This is a genomic window from Pantoea sp. Fr+CA_20, assembly GCF_024520835.1.
Lineage (GTDB): Bacteria > Pseudomonadota > Gammaproteobacteria > Enterobacterales > Enterobacteriaceae > Pantoea > Pantoea allii.
In genome coordinates, this window is the sequence record NZ_JALNPN010000024.1 from 1 (window position 1) to 14,920 (window position 14,920).

General features: G+C 53.9%; 14 protein-coding genes. 7 read left to right on the top strand and 7 right to left on the bottom strand.

From position 1 onward, the window contains the following. Nucleotides 1-95: 95 nt before the first annotated feature. From crl to gpt, 3 genes are all read right to left on the bottom strand, one after another. The gene (gene crl / locus NR177_RS20810) at nucleotides 96-497 is read right to left on the bottom strand and encodes a sigma factor-binding protein Crl (protein WP_063878558.1); all 402 of its coding nucleotides are present in this window, start codon (nucleotides 495-497) and stop codon (nucleotides 96-98) included. A gap of 119 nt (nucleotides 498-616) precedes the next feature. Further along, nucleotides 617-1,870 (bottom strand): esterase FrsA, encoded by a 1,254-nt coding sequence (gene frsA / locus NR177_RS20815; protein ID WP_063878557.1) that lies wholly within the window; start codon nucleotides 1,868-1,870, stop codon nucleotides 617-619. Between the two features lie 115 nt (nucleotides 1,871-1,985). Then, entirely contained in the window at nucleotides 1,986-2,444 is a 459-nt protein-coding gene (gene gpt, locus NR177_RS20820; protein WP_063878556.1) for a xanthine phosphoribosyltransferase, read from the bottom strand. A gap of 252 nt (nucleotides 2,445-2,696) precedes the next feature. On the opposite strand from gpt, the gene pepD reads away from it, so the two are divergent. The 6 genes from pepD (at nucleotide 2,697) to NR177_RS20850 (ending at nucleotide 10,351) form a co-directional block, all read left to right on the top strand. Further along, on the top strand, nucleotides 2,697-4,154 hold the full coding sequence (gene pepD / locus NR177_RS20825) for a beta-Ala-His dipeptidase (RefSeq protein WP_063878555.1): 1,458 nt from the start codon (nucleotides 2,697-2,699) through the stop codon (nucleotides 4,152-4,154). A gap of 273 nt (nucleotides 4,155-4,427) precedes the next feature. After that, nucleotides 4,428-5,420 carry an ornithine cyclodeaminase family protein gene (locus tag NR177_RS20830; protein ID WP_256853534.1) on the top strand — a complete coding sequence of 331 codons (993 nt, stop codon included), beginning with the start codon at nucleotides 4,428-4,430 and terminating at the stop codon, nucleotides 5,418-5,420. Between the two features lie 29 nt (nucleotides 5,421-5,449). Continuing rightward, on the top strand, nucleotides 5,450-6,421 hold the full coding sequence (locus NR177_RS20835) for a threonine/serine dehydratase (protein WP_109718289.1): 972 nt from the start codon (nucleotides 5,450-5,452) through the stop codon (nucleotides 6,419-6,421). A 327-nt stretch (nucleotides 6,422-6,748) separates the two neighbouring features. Then, entirely contained in the window at nucleotides 6,749-8,254 is a 1,506-nt protein-coding gene (locus NR177_RS20840) for a sugar ABC transporter ATP-binding protein (protein WP_063881112.1), read from the top strand. Next, nucleotides 8,143-9,255 carry an ABC transporter permease gene (locus tag NR177_RS20845; protein ID WP_256853535.1) on the top strand — a complete coding sequence of 371 codons (1,113 nt, stop codon included), beginning with the start codon at nucleotides 8,143-8,145 and terminating at the stop codon, nucleotides 9,253-9,255. Before NR177_RS20840 ends, NR177_RS20845 begins: the two co-directional genes overlap by 112 nt. A 28-nt stretch (nucleotides 9,256-9,283) precedes the next feature. After that, nucleotides 9,284-10,351 (top strand): sugar ABC transporter substrate-binding protein, encoded by a 1,068-nt coding sequence (locus NR177_RS20850; protein WP_063878551.1) that lies wholly within the window; start codon nucleotides 9,284-9,286, stop codon nucleotides 10,349-10,351. A 949-nt stretch (nucleotides 10,352-11,300) separates the two neighbouring features. Here NR177_RS20850 and dinB read toward each other — a convergent pair. Next, complete coding sequence (gene dinB / locus NR177_RS20855; RefSeq protein ID WP_256853536.1) at nucleotides 11,301-12,356, bottom strand: DNA polymerase IV; 1,056 nt, start codon at nucleotides 12,354-12,356, stop codon at nucleotides 11,301-11,303. A 246-nt stretch (nucleotides 12,357-12,602) separates the two neighbouring features. Here dinB and dpaA point away from each other — a divergent pair, with 246 nt between their 5' ends. Then, a complete protein-coding gene (gene dpaA, locus NR177_RS20860) occupies nucleotides 12,603-13,343 on the top strand; it encodes a peptidoglycan meso-diaminopimelic acid protein amidase (protein WP_063878547.1) in 741 nt (246 codons plus the stop codon). On the opposite strand, the gene NR177_RS20865 is transcribed toward dpaA, so the two are convergent. From NR177_RS20865 to NR177_RS20875, 3 genes are read right to left on the bottom strand one after another with little or no spacing between them, the layout of a single operon-like run. Continuing rightward, nucleotides 13,314-14,081 (bottom strand): class II glutamine amidotransferase, encoded by a 768-nt coding sequence (locus NR177_RS20865; protein WP_256853537.1) that lies wholly within the window; start codon nucleotides 14,079-14,081, stop codon nucleotides 13,314-13,316. The two genes, dpaA and NR177_RS20865, sit on opposite strands and share 30 nt — an antisense overlap. A 54-nt stretch (nucleotides 14,082-14,135) precedes the next feature. Continuing rightward, nucleotides 14,136-14,714, bottom strand: a complete 579-nt coding sequence (gene lpcA / locus NR177_RS20870) for a D-sedoheptulose 7-phosphate isomerase (RefSeq protein WP_063878545.1) — start codon at nucleotides 14,712-14,714, stop codon at nucleotides 14,136-14,138. 38 nt (nucleotides 14,715-14,752) lie between these two features. Beyond that, entirely contained in the window at nucleotides 14,753-14,908 is a 156-nt protein-coding gene (locus tag NR177_RS20875) for a hypothetical protein (protein ID WP_256853538.1), read from the bottom strand. Nucleotides 14,909-14,920 lie beyond the last annotated feature (12 nt).

The following is a 14,920-nucleotide window of genomic DNA, read 5'->3' on the forward strand; positions in this document are numbered from 1 at the left end:
ATCCGCGGGAGCTGCGAATAAGATCCCGGAAATATGCCGATAAAAAAAAGGCTGGTCACCTTAAGTGACCAGCATTACCCCGCAGGGGCCTGATGTCAGGCGCTGAGTTTTATCGGTTTTTCATCAAAGTCACTGGCTGGTACCAGATCCAGTTCAAACTCTTTCAGCATCGTTTTTAAACGGCCGTGGAAATTACGTAAGGTTTCTTCCACGCGGGCATTGTTATCTTTGCCTTTGATCGTGGCAACTGACCAGTCGCCTTCTTTATCAAACAGGCCGATGTGATAAACGTAGGTAAAGTGATCGGCTTGCGCTTCCAACTCCATCCACCAGCCCCAAAATTCACGTAACTCAGGCGCAGGCTTTACATTCACGCAGGCAGCCAGGCAGTCGAAGAAAAAACGGGTTTCACTACACTTTCCATCGCGTATGTAAGGTCCCAGTTCCGTGAAGCGTTTAAGCAGGCGACTGCGGGGATGACCACTCGGTAACGTCATGCTAATTCTCCATAAGGACAGGCTTGATATTCCGAACCGTAGCAGCCGTGCTGCACTCTCTTTTGACGATCCGAATGATTCCAGCTAGTAGTTGTAGCAAACACTGTAAATTTTGCCAGCTATCTTTTCAAACGCTGGGCCAGCCAATCGCAGATTTCATTAAGCCCTTTATCAAAACTGGCGATGACCGGTTTTACGGGAATTAACAAGGCCTTACCTTGCGACGAGGAGTTAGCGATTAATTTGCTCTCTTCCTCGGGGCTGAAGAGATCGTTCGGCCAGTGTGCAGACAGCATCGGCGTTGACGTTCTTCGTCCCAGAAGCCCCTGATTTTTCAGCGAGTAGCTGAGCAACTCAGCCCGTAATGCGCTGTCCGTTGTGCCAGTCATGCCAAGTCGGCTCGCAAGCATGTCCATGTACATATCCGGCACCTTGTTCTGCAGCGTGGCCTGCGTCAGCAAACTGTGCACAATTGGCCCCAGACAGGCCACCGCCCGCAGCCGCGGTGCTTCCAGATAGGCCAGACGCACCGCGACATTCGCGCCAAAGCGGAAGCCCAGCGCGGCAACGCGCGTATGATCGATCCACGGTACGGACGCCAGATCGCGCAGTACCTGCTGATGCAGAAAGCTGGTGTCCTGGCTGAGCTTCCACTTCATTGAATTCCCGACGGAAGGCATATCAAGCGTCAACATGGCGATACCACGCGGTGCCAGATAGTCATGGAACAGACGATAATGATCGGTTTGCAGCGAATCCAGCGCACCACAAAACATCACCGTGGGATAAGGTGCCTCCACAGCAGGCGGCATGTGCAGAAAACCACTGACCGGGCTACCGCCTTCAATGGGGAAGGTCAGCGTTTTGAGTTCTCCGGGTAGCCGGCGGGTTGCCTCGTCATAAGCGCGGCTGGCGAGCGTTTGTGCCTGATCAGCCAGTTCATCGCCTTTGATATAAGGATACGCCGCCACGCTATAGAGGTGCGACGCATGAAGCCAGTCATGACCGGCCCGATCGTGTTCACTTTCGTTCGCCTCAAGCGCCCGCTGCTGCCAGAAGCCCGCCTGCCTGCTCCACTCGAAATTCCAGTTGCCATTACGGTAACCAATGACCGTATCCAGCAGCGCCGGATGGGTGTGCTCAGCGTCGCTGATTGCGATACGCGCCAGCACCTCGCTGACCTCCTGCGATGGCAAACCACGCCAGGCCCACATCAACTTATTAAGCATGCGATACCAGCCACGCTGGCTATCGCCATCCAGGGCGGAGTGCACCTCATGCGTGGCGTGACGACGCAGTCGTACCAGAGATGAGGTTTCGGGGTGTTTAAAACGAGGCTTGAACAGCTCAACGCTCAGGTTTTTGCCAGGCATGTTACCTCTCTGACAGCATTAACAGCGGTAAGTAAGTGTACTGTACCGCAAAACAAGTCGCGAGGCGTAGAAAGCACAACGCCCGGAAAACCGGGCGTTGTTTGTGTTACATCAATCAGCTTTTCACAATCGGTGGAATGTAAACCACGCCCATGTCCCACGGCTGCTCAATCCAGGTGTTCTGCGGAATATCAACAACATAATCGTCCACCAGCTCGCGGCCAGCAGGCTTAGCAAAGATGGTGCAGAAACGGGCTTTTGGGTACATTTCGCGGATGGCTTGTGCGGTGCCGCCGGTATCAACCAGGTCGTCAATAACGATAAAGCCTTCACCGTCGCCTTCAGCGCGTTTCAGGACTTTCATTTCACGCTGGTGATCGTGGTCATAGCTGGAAATACACACGGTATCGACATAGCGAATACCCAGTTCACGTGCCAGCAGCGAAGCCGGTACCAGACCGCCGCGGCTGACTGCAATAATGCCTTTCCACTGTTCAACAGGAAGCAGGCGTTGAGCCAGTTTGCGGGCATGAATCTGCAGCATGTCCCAGGTAACAACGTATTTTTCGCTCATAAATAGGTATCCCAGCCAGTCAGTGTGGCTTAAAAAATGTGCAACGGGGAAAAGGTTGCGCGAGATTATAAGGACATGACGCGCTAAAAACCAGCACCTGGCTTCTGGTTGCGGTTTTTTAGCGCGTTGAATAACACACCGAGTCAGAAACAGTGATATTCTCGCCCTATCTCGTCAGTTCGCTGACGGCGATCTTTTACTGGAACTTCGCAATGTCCGGCCCGGCCGGCGCACTGACACAGGAGACTTGTCGTGTCTGAATTGTCCCAACTCTCTCCACAGCCACTGTGGGATATTTTCGCTAAGATTTGCTCTATTCCGCATCCCTCTTTCCATGAAGAAGCGCTGGCAAGCTATATCGTTGGCTGGGCCAAAGAACAAGGTTTCTGGTGTGAGCGCGATCAGGTAGGCAATATTCTGATCCGTAAACCAGCCACGCCAGGCATGGAAAAACGCACGCCGGTTGTGCTGCAGGCCCACCTTGATATGGTGCCGCAGAAAAACAACGACACCGTACACGACTTCACCAAAGATCCTATTCAGCCTTATGTTGATGGCGAGTGGGTCAAAGCGCGCGGTACGACGCTGGGTGCCGACAACGGTATTGGTATGGCATCTGCGCTGGCCGTTCTGGCGGACAGCAGCCTGACCCACGGTCCGCTGGAAGTGTTGTTAACCATGACCGAAGAAACCGGCATGGATGGCGCGTTTGGCTTACAGCCAGGCTGGCTGCAGGCGGATATTTTGATCAACACCGATTCGGAAGAAGAAGGTGAGATCTATATGGGTTGCGCAGGTGGTATCGACTTCGTCACCACGCTTCCGCTGACGCGTGAGGCGGTGCCGGCTTCCCACGAAAGCCTGAAGCTGACCCTGAAAGGCCTGCGTGGCGGTCACTCCGGCGCGGATATCCACATGGGCCTGGGCAATGCGAACAAATTGCTGGCGCGTTTCCTGGCGGCCCATGCGGCAGAGCTGGATCTTCGTCTGGTTGAATTCACCGGTGGTACGTTGCGTAATGCAATCCCACGTGAAGCCTTTGCCACCGTGTCTGTGGACAGCAGCAAAGTAGACAGCCTGAAATCGGCCGCCGCCGGCTTCCTGGCTGCGTTGCAAAATGAACACGGCGTAAAAGAGAAAAACATTGCCTTTGTCAGCGAGCCGGTTGCCCATCAGGGTGACGCGCTAACCACAGAGAGCCGTGACCGCTTCCTGAATCTGCTGAACAGCACGCCAAACGGTGTTATCCGTAACTCAGACGTCGCCAAAGGCGTGGTCGAAACCTCGCTGAATGTGGGTGTGGTCACGATGGAGGCAGATAAAGCAGAAATTAACTGCCTGATTCGCTCACTGATCGATACCGGGCGTGATTACGTCGTGCAGATGCTGACCTCACTCGGTCAGTTGGCAGGCGCACAAACGAAGCCGAAAGGTGGCTATCCCGGCTGGCAGCCAGACGCAGACTCGCCGATTATGGCGCTGACCCGTGAAACCTATGTCGCGCTGTTTAATAAGACGCCTAACATCCAGGTGATTCACGCAGGTCTGGAATGCGGCCTGTTCAAAAAGCCTTATCCTGACATGGATATGGTTTCGATTGGACCAACGATTACCGGCCCTCACTCACCTGATGAGCAGGTGCATATCGAGAGCGTGGGGCTTTACTGGAAACTGCTGACAACGCTGCTGAACGTGATACCTGAAAAGTAATTCAGGCGCGTTAATCTCTCTGAGGGTTTATGTTCAACATAAACCCTTTTTTTATCGGCTATTTCGGCCTGACGTCCTTTCATCGCCAGCCACTAAGCATTAGCTTTCGCCACCGCCCGCTAAAACAGTAAAAAGCGTTTATCCGACCCGCAGATTGACATTTTCTGTCGTGCAGCCGGTGCAATAATGTCCCAAAGCCAACCTTTCTCTGACAACGGCATCAGGTCATCTGTGTACCGGAGAGCCGTTCTTCACAACGTGATTAGAGGGTGCATGAAGACGCTATTGCTCACCAAACAGGAAGTCAGTCAGCTCATCAGCACCGACGACGTGATTGATGCGGTGGAAGAAGCCTATAAAGCCTTCAACAGCAATCTGGTGGAACAGCCGGCCTATATCGGTTTGCACCTTCCCGCGCCGCGTGGGGAAATAGACTTTAAAACCAGTTATTACAAAAGCAACGAACTGATTTCGATGAAAGCCTCCTCTGGCCCCTTTCCACAGAACCCTGTGGAATATGGCCTGCCGAGCGGCATGGGAACGGTAATATTGTTTGATGCCCGAAGTTGTGCGCTGTGCTGCGTGATGGATGGTAGCCTGATTACCGGTCTGCGCACCGGCGCATCGGGTGCCGTTTCCGTGAAGGCACTGGCACGCACAAGCGCCAAAAAATTGACGATGATTGGCACAGGTAATCAGGCCAGGATGCAGGTAAGAGCCATCGCCAGGGTTATGCAAATTGAAGAGATCCATGCCTGGAGCCGCACGCCAGCATCCCGGCTGGCCTTTAAAAATGATATTGAAAGCGAGTTTGGTATCCCGGTCACTGTGGCGGATTCCTGCCAGGCGGCGGTAGCGCAAGCCGATATTTTGATTACAACGACCCGGGGCAAAGGGCCGCTGCTCGAAGCCAGCTGGATTAAGCCTGGCACACATATCATCGCCATTGGCACCGACCAGCAGGGTAAACAGGAATTTGATCCTCACATTTTCAGCCGGGTAAAAGTGGTCGTGGACTCCCTGTCTCAGTGCACGCAAAAGGGTGAAACCTGGCACGGGCTGAACAGGAATATCATCCGTGAAAACGACATTCATGCTGAAATCGGTGAGATATTACTGGGGAAGAAGCCGGGCAGAGAAAGCGAGGAAGAAATTACCTTTTTTGACTCCACGGGCCTTTCCATCCAGGACAACACGACCGCCGGCAGAATTTACCGCAATGCCCTCGAAAAAGGTGTCGGTACGTATTTTGCCTTTTTTGAATAACGTTTTTCCTTCAGATAAAGGTAACCGTGATGACGCGTCAGTATCCGACCCTGCAAGATATTCATGAAGCGCAACAGCGTATCGCTGCGCATATTCGTCACACACCGTTGTTGCGCGCCGATAAAATCGAAAAGCAGGTGGGCTGCCAGCTTTATCTCAAGCCGGAGACGCTGCAAATTACCGGTGCGTTTAAAATTCGCGGTGCGCTAAATAAAGTGCTCTCCCTGCCCGTTGAAGCTTTTGCCAACGGTATTATTTCCAGTTCGTCAGGCAATCATGCTCAGGGGCTGTCGTACGCAGCCAGAATGCTGGGTGTAAAAGTTGTTCTGGTCTTGCCGGTCACCACGCCAAAAATCAAAATCGAAAATACCCGCGCGCTGGGAGCAGAGATTATTTTGTTTGATGGTGACAACGCCTCGCGCTGGAAAGAAGTGTATGAAATTGCCGAAGCCAATAACTATGCGGTGGTGCATGGCTTTGAAGATCCGATGGTCATGGCCGGACAGGGCACGATCGGTTGCGAAATATTAGATGATTTACCGGATGTGGATACCGTCATTATACCGCTGGGCGGCGGCGGTCTGCTTTCTGGTGTCGCCACGGCGCTGAAAGAAACCCGTCCGGCGGTCAGAGTCATTGGCGCTGAGCCTGCCCTGACGCCTAAATATTATCAAAGCCGGATCAATAAACAGCCTACTTCCCTGCCGCTGCAAAACACCATCGCTGACGGCTTAAGAATTAGCGTACCGGGACGCAATCCCTACCCGATTATTGAGAAGTATGTAGACGAGATTATTCTGGTGGATGAAGAACACATTATTCAGGGCATGCGCGTTCTTGCCAGAGATGCAAAATTAATTGCGGAACCGGCGGCCTCAATTGGTCTCGGTGCGCTACTGGCGGGTTCGGTGAGTCTGAAACCCGACGAGAAAGTTTGCGTCCTGCTGACGGGCGGAAACTGGGATCTGGCCGACTTAGCCGAGGTCTACGCACTGAAATAACCGGTTCTGTCACCCTGTTCTGCAGGTTAAGACCTTATCTGAAGCCTTATCCTGCCTGCCACATTCAATCAATCTCCCTTGAATCGTGAAAGCGCATGACTGACTTAACAATTTTCGGTTAGTCATTCGCAGCATAATCCGCTGCGGGAATGCCGCTTCCTACCGCTAAATCACCAACTTACTGCGCTTAACCAGCTTTAGCCGCCATTATGTCCAGATGTCTGGATGGCTAATAAGTTTCTGTGCTAACTTATGCGCTTTCGGCTGTTGCCGTGCCTGATGCTTCAGGAAAAAATGTGGTCAGTGACTTTAATGGAGATCCCTGCAATGCATGCTTTAAATCGCCTTGAGATGCGTAACATCTCCATCGATTTTGGCGGATTTGCCGCGTTAACGTCGGTGGATTTTCTGAGTGAAGGTCACTCGATTCATGCGCTGACCGGGGCCAATGGGGCCGGTAAATCCACGCTGATGGCAGTGCTGTCAGGTGCCCATAGTCACTACAGCGGTGAGATTCTGCTGGACGGTAAACCGGTTTCGATTCGCAGCCCGCGGGACGCCAAACAGTTGGGTATTCACCTTGTTCAGCAGGAGGTGGATGTGGCATTAGTGCCACAGCTCAGCGTAGCGGAAAACATTCTGTTGGATCAGTTAGCAGAGCCAGGTCACGGTTTCCGCTGGAGCGATATTCGCCGCCGGGCTCGTCATCTGCTGGCCCAGCTGGATGCATCGATAGATGTTAAACGCCCGGTAGAGCGCTGCTCGCTGGCGGAAAAGCAGCAAATTCTGCTGGCCAGAGCCCTCTCCCATCACTGCCGTTTTCTGATTCTTGACGAACCCACTGCGCCGCTCGACCAGCACGAGAGCGAACGCCTGTTCGCCGTCGTCCGTCGTCTGCAAACCAGCGGCATAGGTGTCGTGTTTATTTCTCACCGTATCCACGAGCTGAAGGCTATTTGCGACCGCCTGACGGTGCTGCGCGATGGACGACTGATTGAAAGCGGCCCGATGGCGGCGCTGAGTGGTGAGCAGATTGTTGAAAAAATGCTGGGGCATCCGTTAACCGATATCTATCCACCGCGGCGTCCACCTCAGCCGCAGCCCGTGATTATGGCGGTGGACGGTTTGCATGATGAACACCTGCTGCAGGATATTTCACTGCGTTTGCACAAAGGCGAGATTCTGGGCATTGCCGGTCTGGCGGGCGCGGGGAAAACCGAACTGTGCAAGGCGCTGTTTGGTGCCAGTAAGAGCCGGGTTTCACGCGGTGAGCTGCACGGTAAACGCTGGAAGCCGCGATCGCCACACGACTCGGTGCAACAGCGCATGGCGCTGGTGCCTGAAGAACGCCGTAAAGAAGGCATTTTTATTGATGAGTCAGTGGCGATGAACCTCAGCATCAGCGCAGACGACAGCTTTTCCCGCTGGAGCCTGTTTGGCCATCGTCAGGCCTGGCGCTGGGCAGAAGCGGTGATTCGCCGCCTCAGCGTGCGTACCACGGGCCCGGCGCAGCAACTGCGTCGGCTCTCTGGTGGCAATCAGCAGAAAGTGGCGATTGGCAAATGGTTGCGCAATAACGCCGATGTGCTGATTTTTGATGAACCGACCAAGGGCGTGGACGTAAAAGCGAAAACAGAGCTGTTCACGCTGATCAGCAACCTTGCCCATGAAGGCAAAGGCATTATTTACGCCTCTGGCGAATTTTCTGAACTGGTCGGCTTATGCGACCGTATTTGTGTGCTCTGGGATGGACGTATTGTGGCGGAGTTAGAGGGACGGCAAGCCACAGAAGAGACACTTTTGCTCTATTCCACCGGAGGAACCCCTGCGTGAGCAGTAGTAAAGACTCATCCCTGAAGCCAGCATCTTCCTCGCTGCGCCATCAGCTGTTCGATTTCCTGTATAAGTGGGGCATGCTGCTAACGGTGGTGATATTGATCGCCGCTTTTGGTTTGGCTTCCGACAGTTTTCTGGAGCCGAACAACATCATCAATATTTTACGCTCCATCGCCATCGTAACCGTCATTGCGGTGGGCGTATCCGTTTCGCTGACCGTCGGCGGCTTCGATCTGTCTGTTGGTTCTACCGCCTCACTGGCCAACGCCCTGGTGATTTCGCTATTCGTCTGGTACGGCTTTGATACGACGGCGGCCATTGCCATCACGCTGGTGCTTTGTACATTGGTCGGGCTGTTCAATGCGTTTCTGATCGTGGTGCTGCGGATTCCCGACATGCTGGCGACACTGGCCACCCTGTTTGTGATTCAGGGCGTGGCAATGACCTACAGTTTTGGTGGCTCCATTACGGAAAATATGGTGCTGCCAAGCGGTGATATGGCTGAAGGCACGATTGCGGCAACGTTTAACCTGCTGGGGCAGGTGCCGACAATCGTTATTATCATGCTGGTCGTCACGGTCGTGGCACAGCTCGCATTATCCCTGACAAAGCACGGTCGGCGCATGTACGCGCTGGGCGGTAATCCCGAGGCAGCCAGGCTTTCCGGTATTCGCACGACACGTTATCGCGTACTGGCCTACGTCATCGCGTCATTGTTAGCCGGGCTGGGCGGTATTTTACTGGCATCACGCATCGGATCGTCGCAGGTTAACGCGGGCGGCGGTTATCTGATGGATGCGGTGGCTGCTGCCTGGATTGGATTTTCTCTGGCCGGTTCCGGTAAGCCGAATGCGCTGGGTACGTTGGTGGGTGCCGTCATTCTTGGCGTGCTGCAAAACGGTCTGGTGATGCTGTCGGTACCCTATTACGCCATGGACATTATCAAAGGGCTGGTGCTGGCATTAGCACTGGCTATCACTTACGTACAGCGCCGCTAAGGCGCATCCCCAACTGGAGTTAAGAATAATGAAAAAGATAACACTCTCGCTGCTGGCATTCAGCCTGTTAAACGCCAGTGCAGCGTTTGCCGACACCGTCACGCCTGTTCCTGCCGCTATCGCTAACCATGAAGGCCCGATACGCATTGCCGTCATCCGTAACCTTGGCTCAGACGACAACACCACACAGTTTGTTGCGGGGGCCATTCAGCAAGGCCGCCAGTTAGGCTTTAAAGTCAGTACGTTTCTCAGCAATGGCGACGATGCGCGCTTTCAGGATTTCGTGAATCAGGCGATCAGCCAGAAATACGACGGTATTGTGCTGTCCCACGGCAAAGCGCCGTACGCCAGTGCGCTGGTAAAACGCATTGCGGACGCCGGCATTAAGGTATCGGTATTTGATACGCCCGTGGACAACCCGATTCCGGGTGTCACGGTCACCGCGCAGGATGATGCGTCTCTGGCCCAGTTGTCGCTGGGACAGTTAATCAAGGATTTCAACGGCAAAGCCAACATCGTTAAATTATGGGTTGCCGGTTTCCCGCCGATGGAACGTCGTCAGGTTGTTTATGAGAAATTGCTGAAAGAGAACCCTGGCATTCATCAACTTGAGTCGATTGGCGCGGTATCAACGGATGTCCAGGGCGACACCGCCAATAAAGTTGGCGCTATCCTGGCGAAATACCCTAAAGGCAAGATTGACGCCATCTGGGGTGCATGGGACGCGTTCAGCCAGGGCGCTTACAAAGCGCTGCAGGAAAATGGCCGTACAGAGATCAAACTGTACAGCATCGATGTCTCGAATCAGGACTTGCAGTTGATGCGTCAGAAAGGCAGCCCGTGGGTACAGACTGTCGCGGTCGATCCTAAAACCATCGGGGCCGTCAATATGCGCCTGGTGGCAAACAAGATTGCCGGTGAAACTACGCCTGCTACCTATGAATTTAAAGCCGCTTCGATTTCTCAGCAGGCGCTTAACAGCCATCCTGGTGCGGTGAACGTGGCGTCGTTGAACAAAATCATTCCAGGCTGGGGCAGTAATGAGGATTTCGTCCAGCCGTGGTTTGCGACGCTGGAAGCAAAATATAAGAAGTAAGGGCTGGCGCCTGGGCGGGTGGCGTTCATGGCATGAGCGTGGCTTTGGTTGGCTGCCTGGGCGGCGGCGTTCATTGCATGAACATGGCTTTGCCTTCCTGGGCGGCATCCAGTCATGTAACTCTGAGAAGGTTTCGCTCGCCAGGCGGCGGGCAGTTTCAGCCCGCCCCGTGCGGGCGACCGACAAGGGGCCGCCAGTCGCCGCGGCCCCTTGACCCCGGGCTCCCGTCCTGCCCACCCGCCGCTGCGCGGTCCCTTCGCGGCTTCAGGATTTCTCCCGGACCGCCAGGACGCGCCCTCCCTGGCGCGGCCTGACTTTCGCCGACGTCCTGTCGGCTCATCCGGAAATCCTGCATCCGCTCAGCGGGACGGGAAGGCCGGCCCAACTCCCCCGCTTTGATACCTGTGCCAAAACGACTTTCCGCGTCGCTTCAGATGTCAGAAAATATCGCTTCAGATGCCAGAAAAGCATCACAGCTTATTGCTGTTGATTTTTTCATTTTCGTCAGGCTTCCCTGTCTTCAGTTCTGATTACGCATGACAGGCGAAGCCGGTCTTTGGGAAAAATATACGCCCTCACAGGCGGGGGTTTGCTGGAGGCATCCGGCGCGCTGAGGAGAGAACGGAGGCCAGGACGGCGCGGCAGGGACGCCGCGACGAGGACGGCTGCGCCACGGAGGGCGCATCCGGACGGTCCGTCAGGCCGTAGTGAATGACGAAGGGACAGCGACGGCTGCCGGACGCCGGGATTGTTAAGGGGCTGGCGCGAGCCCCTTAACCCGACCGCCTGCACGGGCAGGCTGAAACTCCCTGCCGCCTGGCGGGCGGAACATGCTCAGAACAAAACCATAACGCCCAGCCGAGCAAAATATGCTCAATGCAAAACCGCATCGCCCGGGCCAGCCGGGCAGAACCAGAGCAAACCCCATCCCCGCCAACGGCGGCCCCCCCTATAATCCCAGCAGCAGTTGCCGCTCCAGTTGCGGGTCCACCAGCGTCACATGCAATCCCACCAGCCGCACGCCGCGTCCAGCCCGGCGCTCATCCCAGGTTTTACGCGCCACGGCAATCATGTCGTCTTTATTCAGCACCGGCCAGACATGCTCCTGAGTCGTCTGCTGAAAGTCACTGAACTTCAGTTTCACGCCCTGACGCGCAATATGCTTATCGGGCCGTATCTGAGTTAAGCGCCGATCAAGCTCGGCATAGAGGTAATCAATAATCTCCAGGCAGCGTTCCCAACTGTCGATATCGTCAGCCAGCGTGCGCTCAACGCCCAGCGATTTACGTTCGCGTTCAACCACCACACCGCGTTCATCAATACCGTGGCTGCGCTCCCATAAGATCCGACCAAATTTACCGAAGCGCTTAAGCAGTAACGCCAAATCGGCTTTTTGCACATCGCCGCAGGTATGTAATCCCAGCTCTTCCAGCTTTTTTGCCGACACTTTTCCCACACCGGGAATTTTCGCCAACGGCAACGCCAGTAAAAAATCAGACATCTGTGCAGGGGTAATGACAAACTGGCCATCAGGCTTGTTTAAGTCAGAAGCGATTTTGGCGAGAAATTTAATCGGTGCGATGCCCGCAGAGGCCGTGAGTTGGGTTTCCCGATAGATAGTGGCGCGGATTTCCTGGGCGATCAACGTAGCTGATCCCTGACAGTGCGTGCTGTCGGTGACATCCAGATAGGCTTCATCCAGCGACAGTGGCTCGATGAGGGAGGTAAAACGTGAAAAGATGGTGCGAATCTGGCTGGATGCCTCTTTGTAAACTTCGTAGCGCCCGGGTAATAAACGCAGATGAGGACATAGCTTCAGCGCCATGCCCGTGGGCATCGCACTGCGCACGCCATATTTGCGTGCCGGATAGTTAGCGGTACTGATCACCCCGCGCCGATCGCGGCTGCCGCCAATCGCCATGGGAATATCGCGCAATGAAGGGTCATCACGCATTTCCACTGCGGCAAAAAAGCAGTCCATATCGACATGAATGATCTTACGCATCGCCCCTCCAGTACTGGATAAGTATACAGTCCAAAGAGGCTTGTGCAATATTTCTTGCAGTTGCTAACAAACTTTACAAATTTTCGGCGCTATTCCGTCAAAGAAATGGACATTTTGCTCTGCGCTGTATTGCTAAAAAAACACACAATGTTTAATGTTGCGCTGCGGTAGCGGAAAGTTCCGATAATGCAAACAGAGGCGCACTTATCGCGCCGTTGTTCTTCTTCACTTCAAGGTGTACACAGCATGGGCAAAATCGCACTTCTGTTTGCGATGATTTTACTGCCAGCCCTCAGCATGGCAATGACTCCTGAGCCGGTTCAGCCACTGGCGCCGGTGAGCAAAGAATTAAAGAAACAGTTAATCGGTACGCCGGTTTATATTCAGATCTTCAAGGAAGAGCGTACCCTTGAGCTGTACGGCAAGATTGGCAACGAATATCGCTTGCTGGATACCTATCGCATCTGCAACTTTTCTGGCGGCCTGGGGCCAAAACGTCGTGAAGGCGATTTTAAAAGCCCGGAAGGTTTTTACAGCGTAAAAATGAATCAGCTAAAGCCGGACAGCCGTTTCTATCGCGCGATTAATATTGGCTTCCCCAATCAATACGATCGCGACCAGGGCTACAGCGGTAACTATTTAATGATTCATGGCGACTGTAAGTCTATCGGCTGCTATGCCATGACCAATGCCTATATGGATGAGATTTTCACCTATGTGAATGCGGCATTACGTAATGGTCAGCAGGAAGTGAATATTGCCATTTATCCGTTTCGCATGACCGACAGCAATATGCAGCGTCATCGCTATTCCACCTATGCGGATTTCTGGAAGCAACTTCAGCCCGGCTACACCTACTTTGCGCAGTATCATCAGCCGCCGACCGTGAATGTGACCAGCGGCAGATATGTGATGAACAGCAGCCCGGTGATCACCCAACCTGAAGCGGCATCCCAGTCATTCCTGGCGCTCTCCAAGGTAAAATAATGCCCATTCGCCTGGCACAATTCGGTGCCAGGTTTCATTTCCCGTCAGCGGTTGTGTGGCAATGACGGTCACTATATCGTTCGCGCTGGTGTGTTTCTGGAAATCAATCTCCACGTCCTGATCAAGCAGCTGCGCCCGACCAAAAGGTGCACGGCGGGTAATCCAAAACAGATTGGTTGAGCAGAATGCCATTAAGTAGCGACCATCCGACAACAGCATATTAAATACGCCTTTCTGCCGTAGCTCACCCGCCAGCTCCCCAATGTAGCGAAAGACCGCAGGCCAGTTCCCCGGCGTGCGCGGATAGCGCATGGCCAGCTTATGCAGAATCCAGCAAAATGCCTTCTCGCTGTCGGTTTCCCCTACCGGACGAAACGTCCCGGTCTCCAGTTGCCTGTAGCCTTTAAGCTGCCCGTTGTGTGCATAAGTCCAGTGACGGCCCCATAATTCCCGGGTAAACGGATGCGTATTCTCCAGGGAGACCGGTCCACGATTCGCCTGGCGAATATGTGCCACGACCGAATGAGATTTAATTGGATATTCCTGCACCAGACGCGCAATGGGGGAATTAAAACTCGGTAAGGGATCTTTAAAGGTGCGGCAGCCTTTATCTTCATAAAACGTAATGCCCCAGCCGTCTTTATGCGGCCCTGTTCCGCCGCCACGCTGCACCAATCCGGTAAAACTGAAACAAATATCGGTGGGAACATTAGCGCTCATCCCGAGCAATTCGCACATAGCAACCGCCTTATGTCAAAACGCCTCCTGTCGACCAGGAGGCCAGTCGTGCTGTTACCTGACCATCTCTTTTTCAATCAGCAGCATCAGGATATGGATCACTTTGATATGGATCTCCTGAATGCGATCAGCATAACCAAAATGCGGTACACGAATTTCAATGTCCGCGCTGCCCGCCATCTTACCGCCATCTTTGCCGGTCAGGGTGATCACTTTCATGCCCTGCGCGCGCGCGGCTTCAACAGCCTTGATGATATTGGCAGAGTTACCTGAGGTAGAGATCCCCAGCAGCACATCGCCTGCGCGCCCTACCGCTTCAACATAACGGGAAAAAACGTGGTCATAGCCAAAATCGTTACTCACGCAGGAAAGATGGCTGACGTCTGAAATGGCAATAGCCGGGTATCCAGGACGATTTTCACGGTAGCGGCCGGTGAGTTCTTCCGCAAAATGCATCGCATCACAGTGAGAGCCACCGTTGCCGCAGGAAAGCACTTTGCCGCCCGCTTTAAAGCTGTCAGCCAACATCACCGCAGCCCGCTGGATGGTGTGAATGTTCGCGTCGTCACTCAGAAAGTTATTCAACGTCTCTGCAGCCTCGTTCAGCTCTGAACGAATAATGTCCTGATACATAGACTTGTCCTTTGTAGGGGAGGTTAATCGCAGCAAGTTTAACGGAATGGCTGACGCGCGCAAAGCACCACACAGCCAGATACCGTATGCCCAGCATTTTTTTCGCGCCCGCTGTTTTCATCCAACGCGCTGTTTGGCTGATTTTGTGAGTCAGGTTGTAATTGCGATGTAAAAAAATTGATAAATGCCAGCATCTGATTTACACC

What these genes read in the sequence shown, in the direction of transcription:
- NR177_RS20865 (WP_256853537.1), bottom strand. Translation starts at nt 14,081, where the DNA reads ATGTGCGAATTGCTCGGGATGAGCGCTAATGTTCCCACCGATATTTGT.
- NR177_RS20850 (WP_063878551.1), top strand. Translation starts at nt 9,284, where the DNA reads ATGAAAAAGATAACACTCTCGCTGCTGGCATTCAGCCTGTTAAACGCC.
- crl (WP_063878558.1), bottom strand. Translation starts at nt 497, where the DNA reads ATGACGTTACCGAGTGGTCATCCCCGCAGTCGCCTGCTTAAACGCTTC.
- dpaA (WP_063878547.1), top strand. Translation starts at nt 12,603, where the DNA reads ATGGGCAAAATCGCACTTCTGTTTGCGATGATTTTACTGCCAGCCCTC.
- NR177_RS20875 (WP_256853538.1), bottom strand. Translation starts at nt 14,908, where the DNA reads ATGCTGGCATTTATCAATTTTTTTACATCGCAATTACAACCTGACTCA.
- NR177_RS20845 (WP_256853535.1), top strand. Translation starts at nt 8,143, where the DNA reads ATGCGACCGTATTTGTGTGCTCTGGGATGGACGTATTGTGGCGGAGTT.
- NR177_RS20835 (WP_109718289.1), top strand. Translation starts at nt 5,450, where the DNA reads ATGACGCGTCAGTATCCGACCCTGCAAGATATTCATGAAGCGCAACAG.
- gpt (WP_063878556.1), bottom strand. Translation starts at nt 2,444, where the DNA reads ATGAGCGAAAAATACGTTGTTACCTGGGACATGCTGCAGATTCATGCC.
- frsA (WP_063878557.1), bottom strand. Translation starts at nt 1,870, where the DNA reads ATGCCTGGCAAAAACCTGAGCGTTGAGCTGTTCAAGCCTCGTTTTAAA.
- dinB (WP_256853536.1), bottom strand. Translation starts at nt 12,356, where the DNA reads ATGCGTAAGATCATTCATGTCGATATGGACTGCTTTTTTGCCGCAGTG.
- NR177_RS20840 (WP_063881112.1), top strand. Translation starts at nt 6,749, where the DNA reads ATGCATGCTTTAAATCGCCTTGAGATGCGTAACATCTCCATCGATTTT.
- lpcA (WP_063878545.1), bottom strand. Translation starts at nt 14,714, where the DNA reads ATGTATCAGGACATTATTCGTTCAGAGCTGAACGAGGCTGCAGAGACG.
- NR177_RS20830 (WP_256853534.1), top strand. Translation starts at nt 4,428, where the DNA reads ATGAAGACGCTATTGCTCACCAAACAGGAAGTCAGTCAGCTCATCAGC.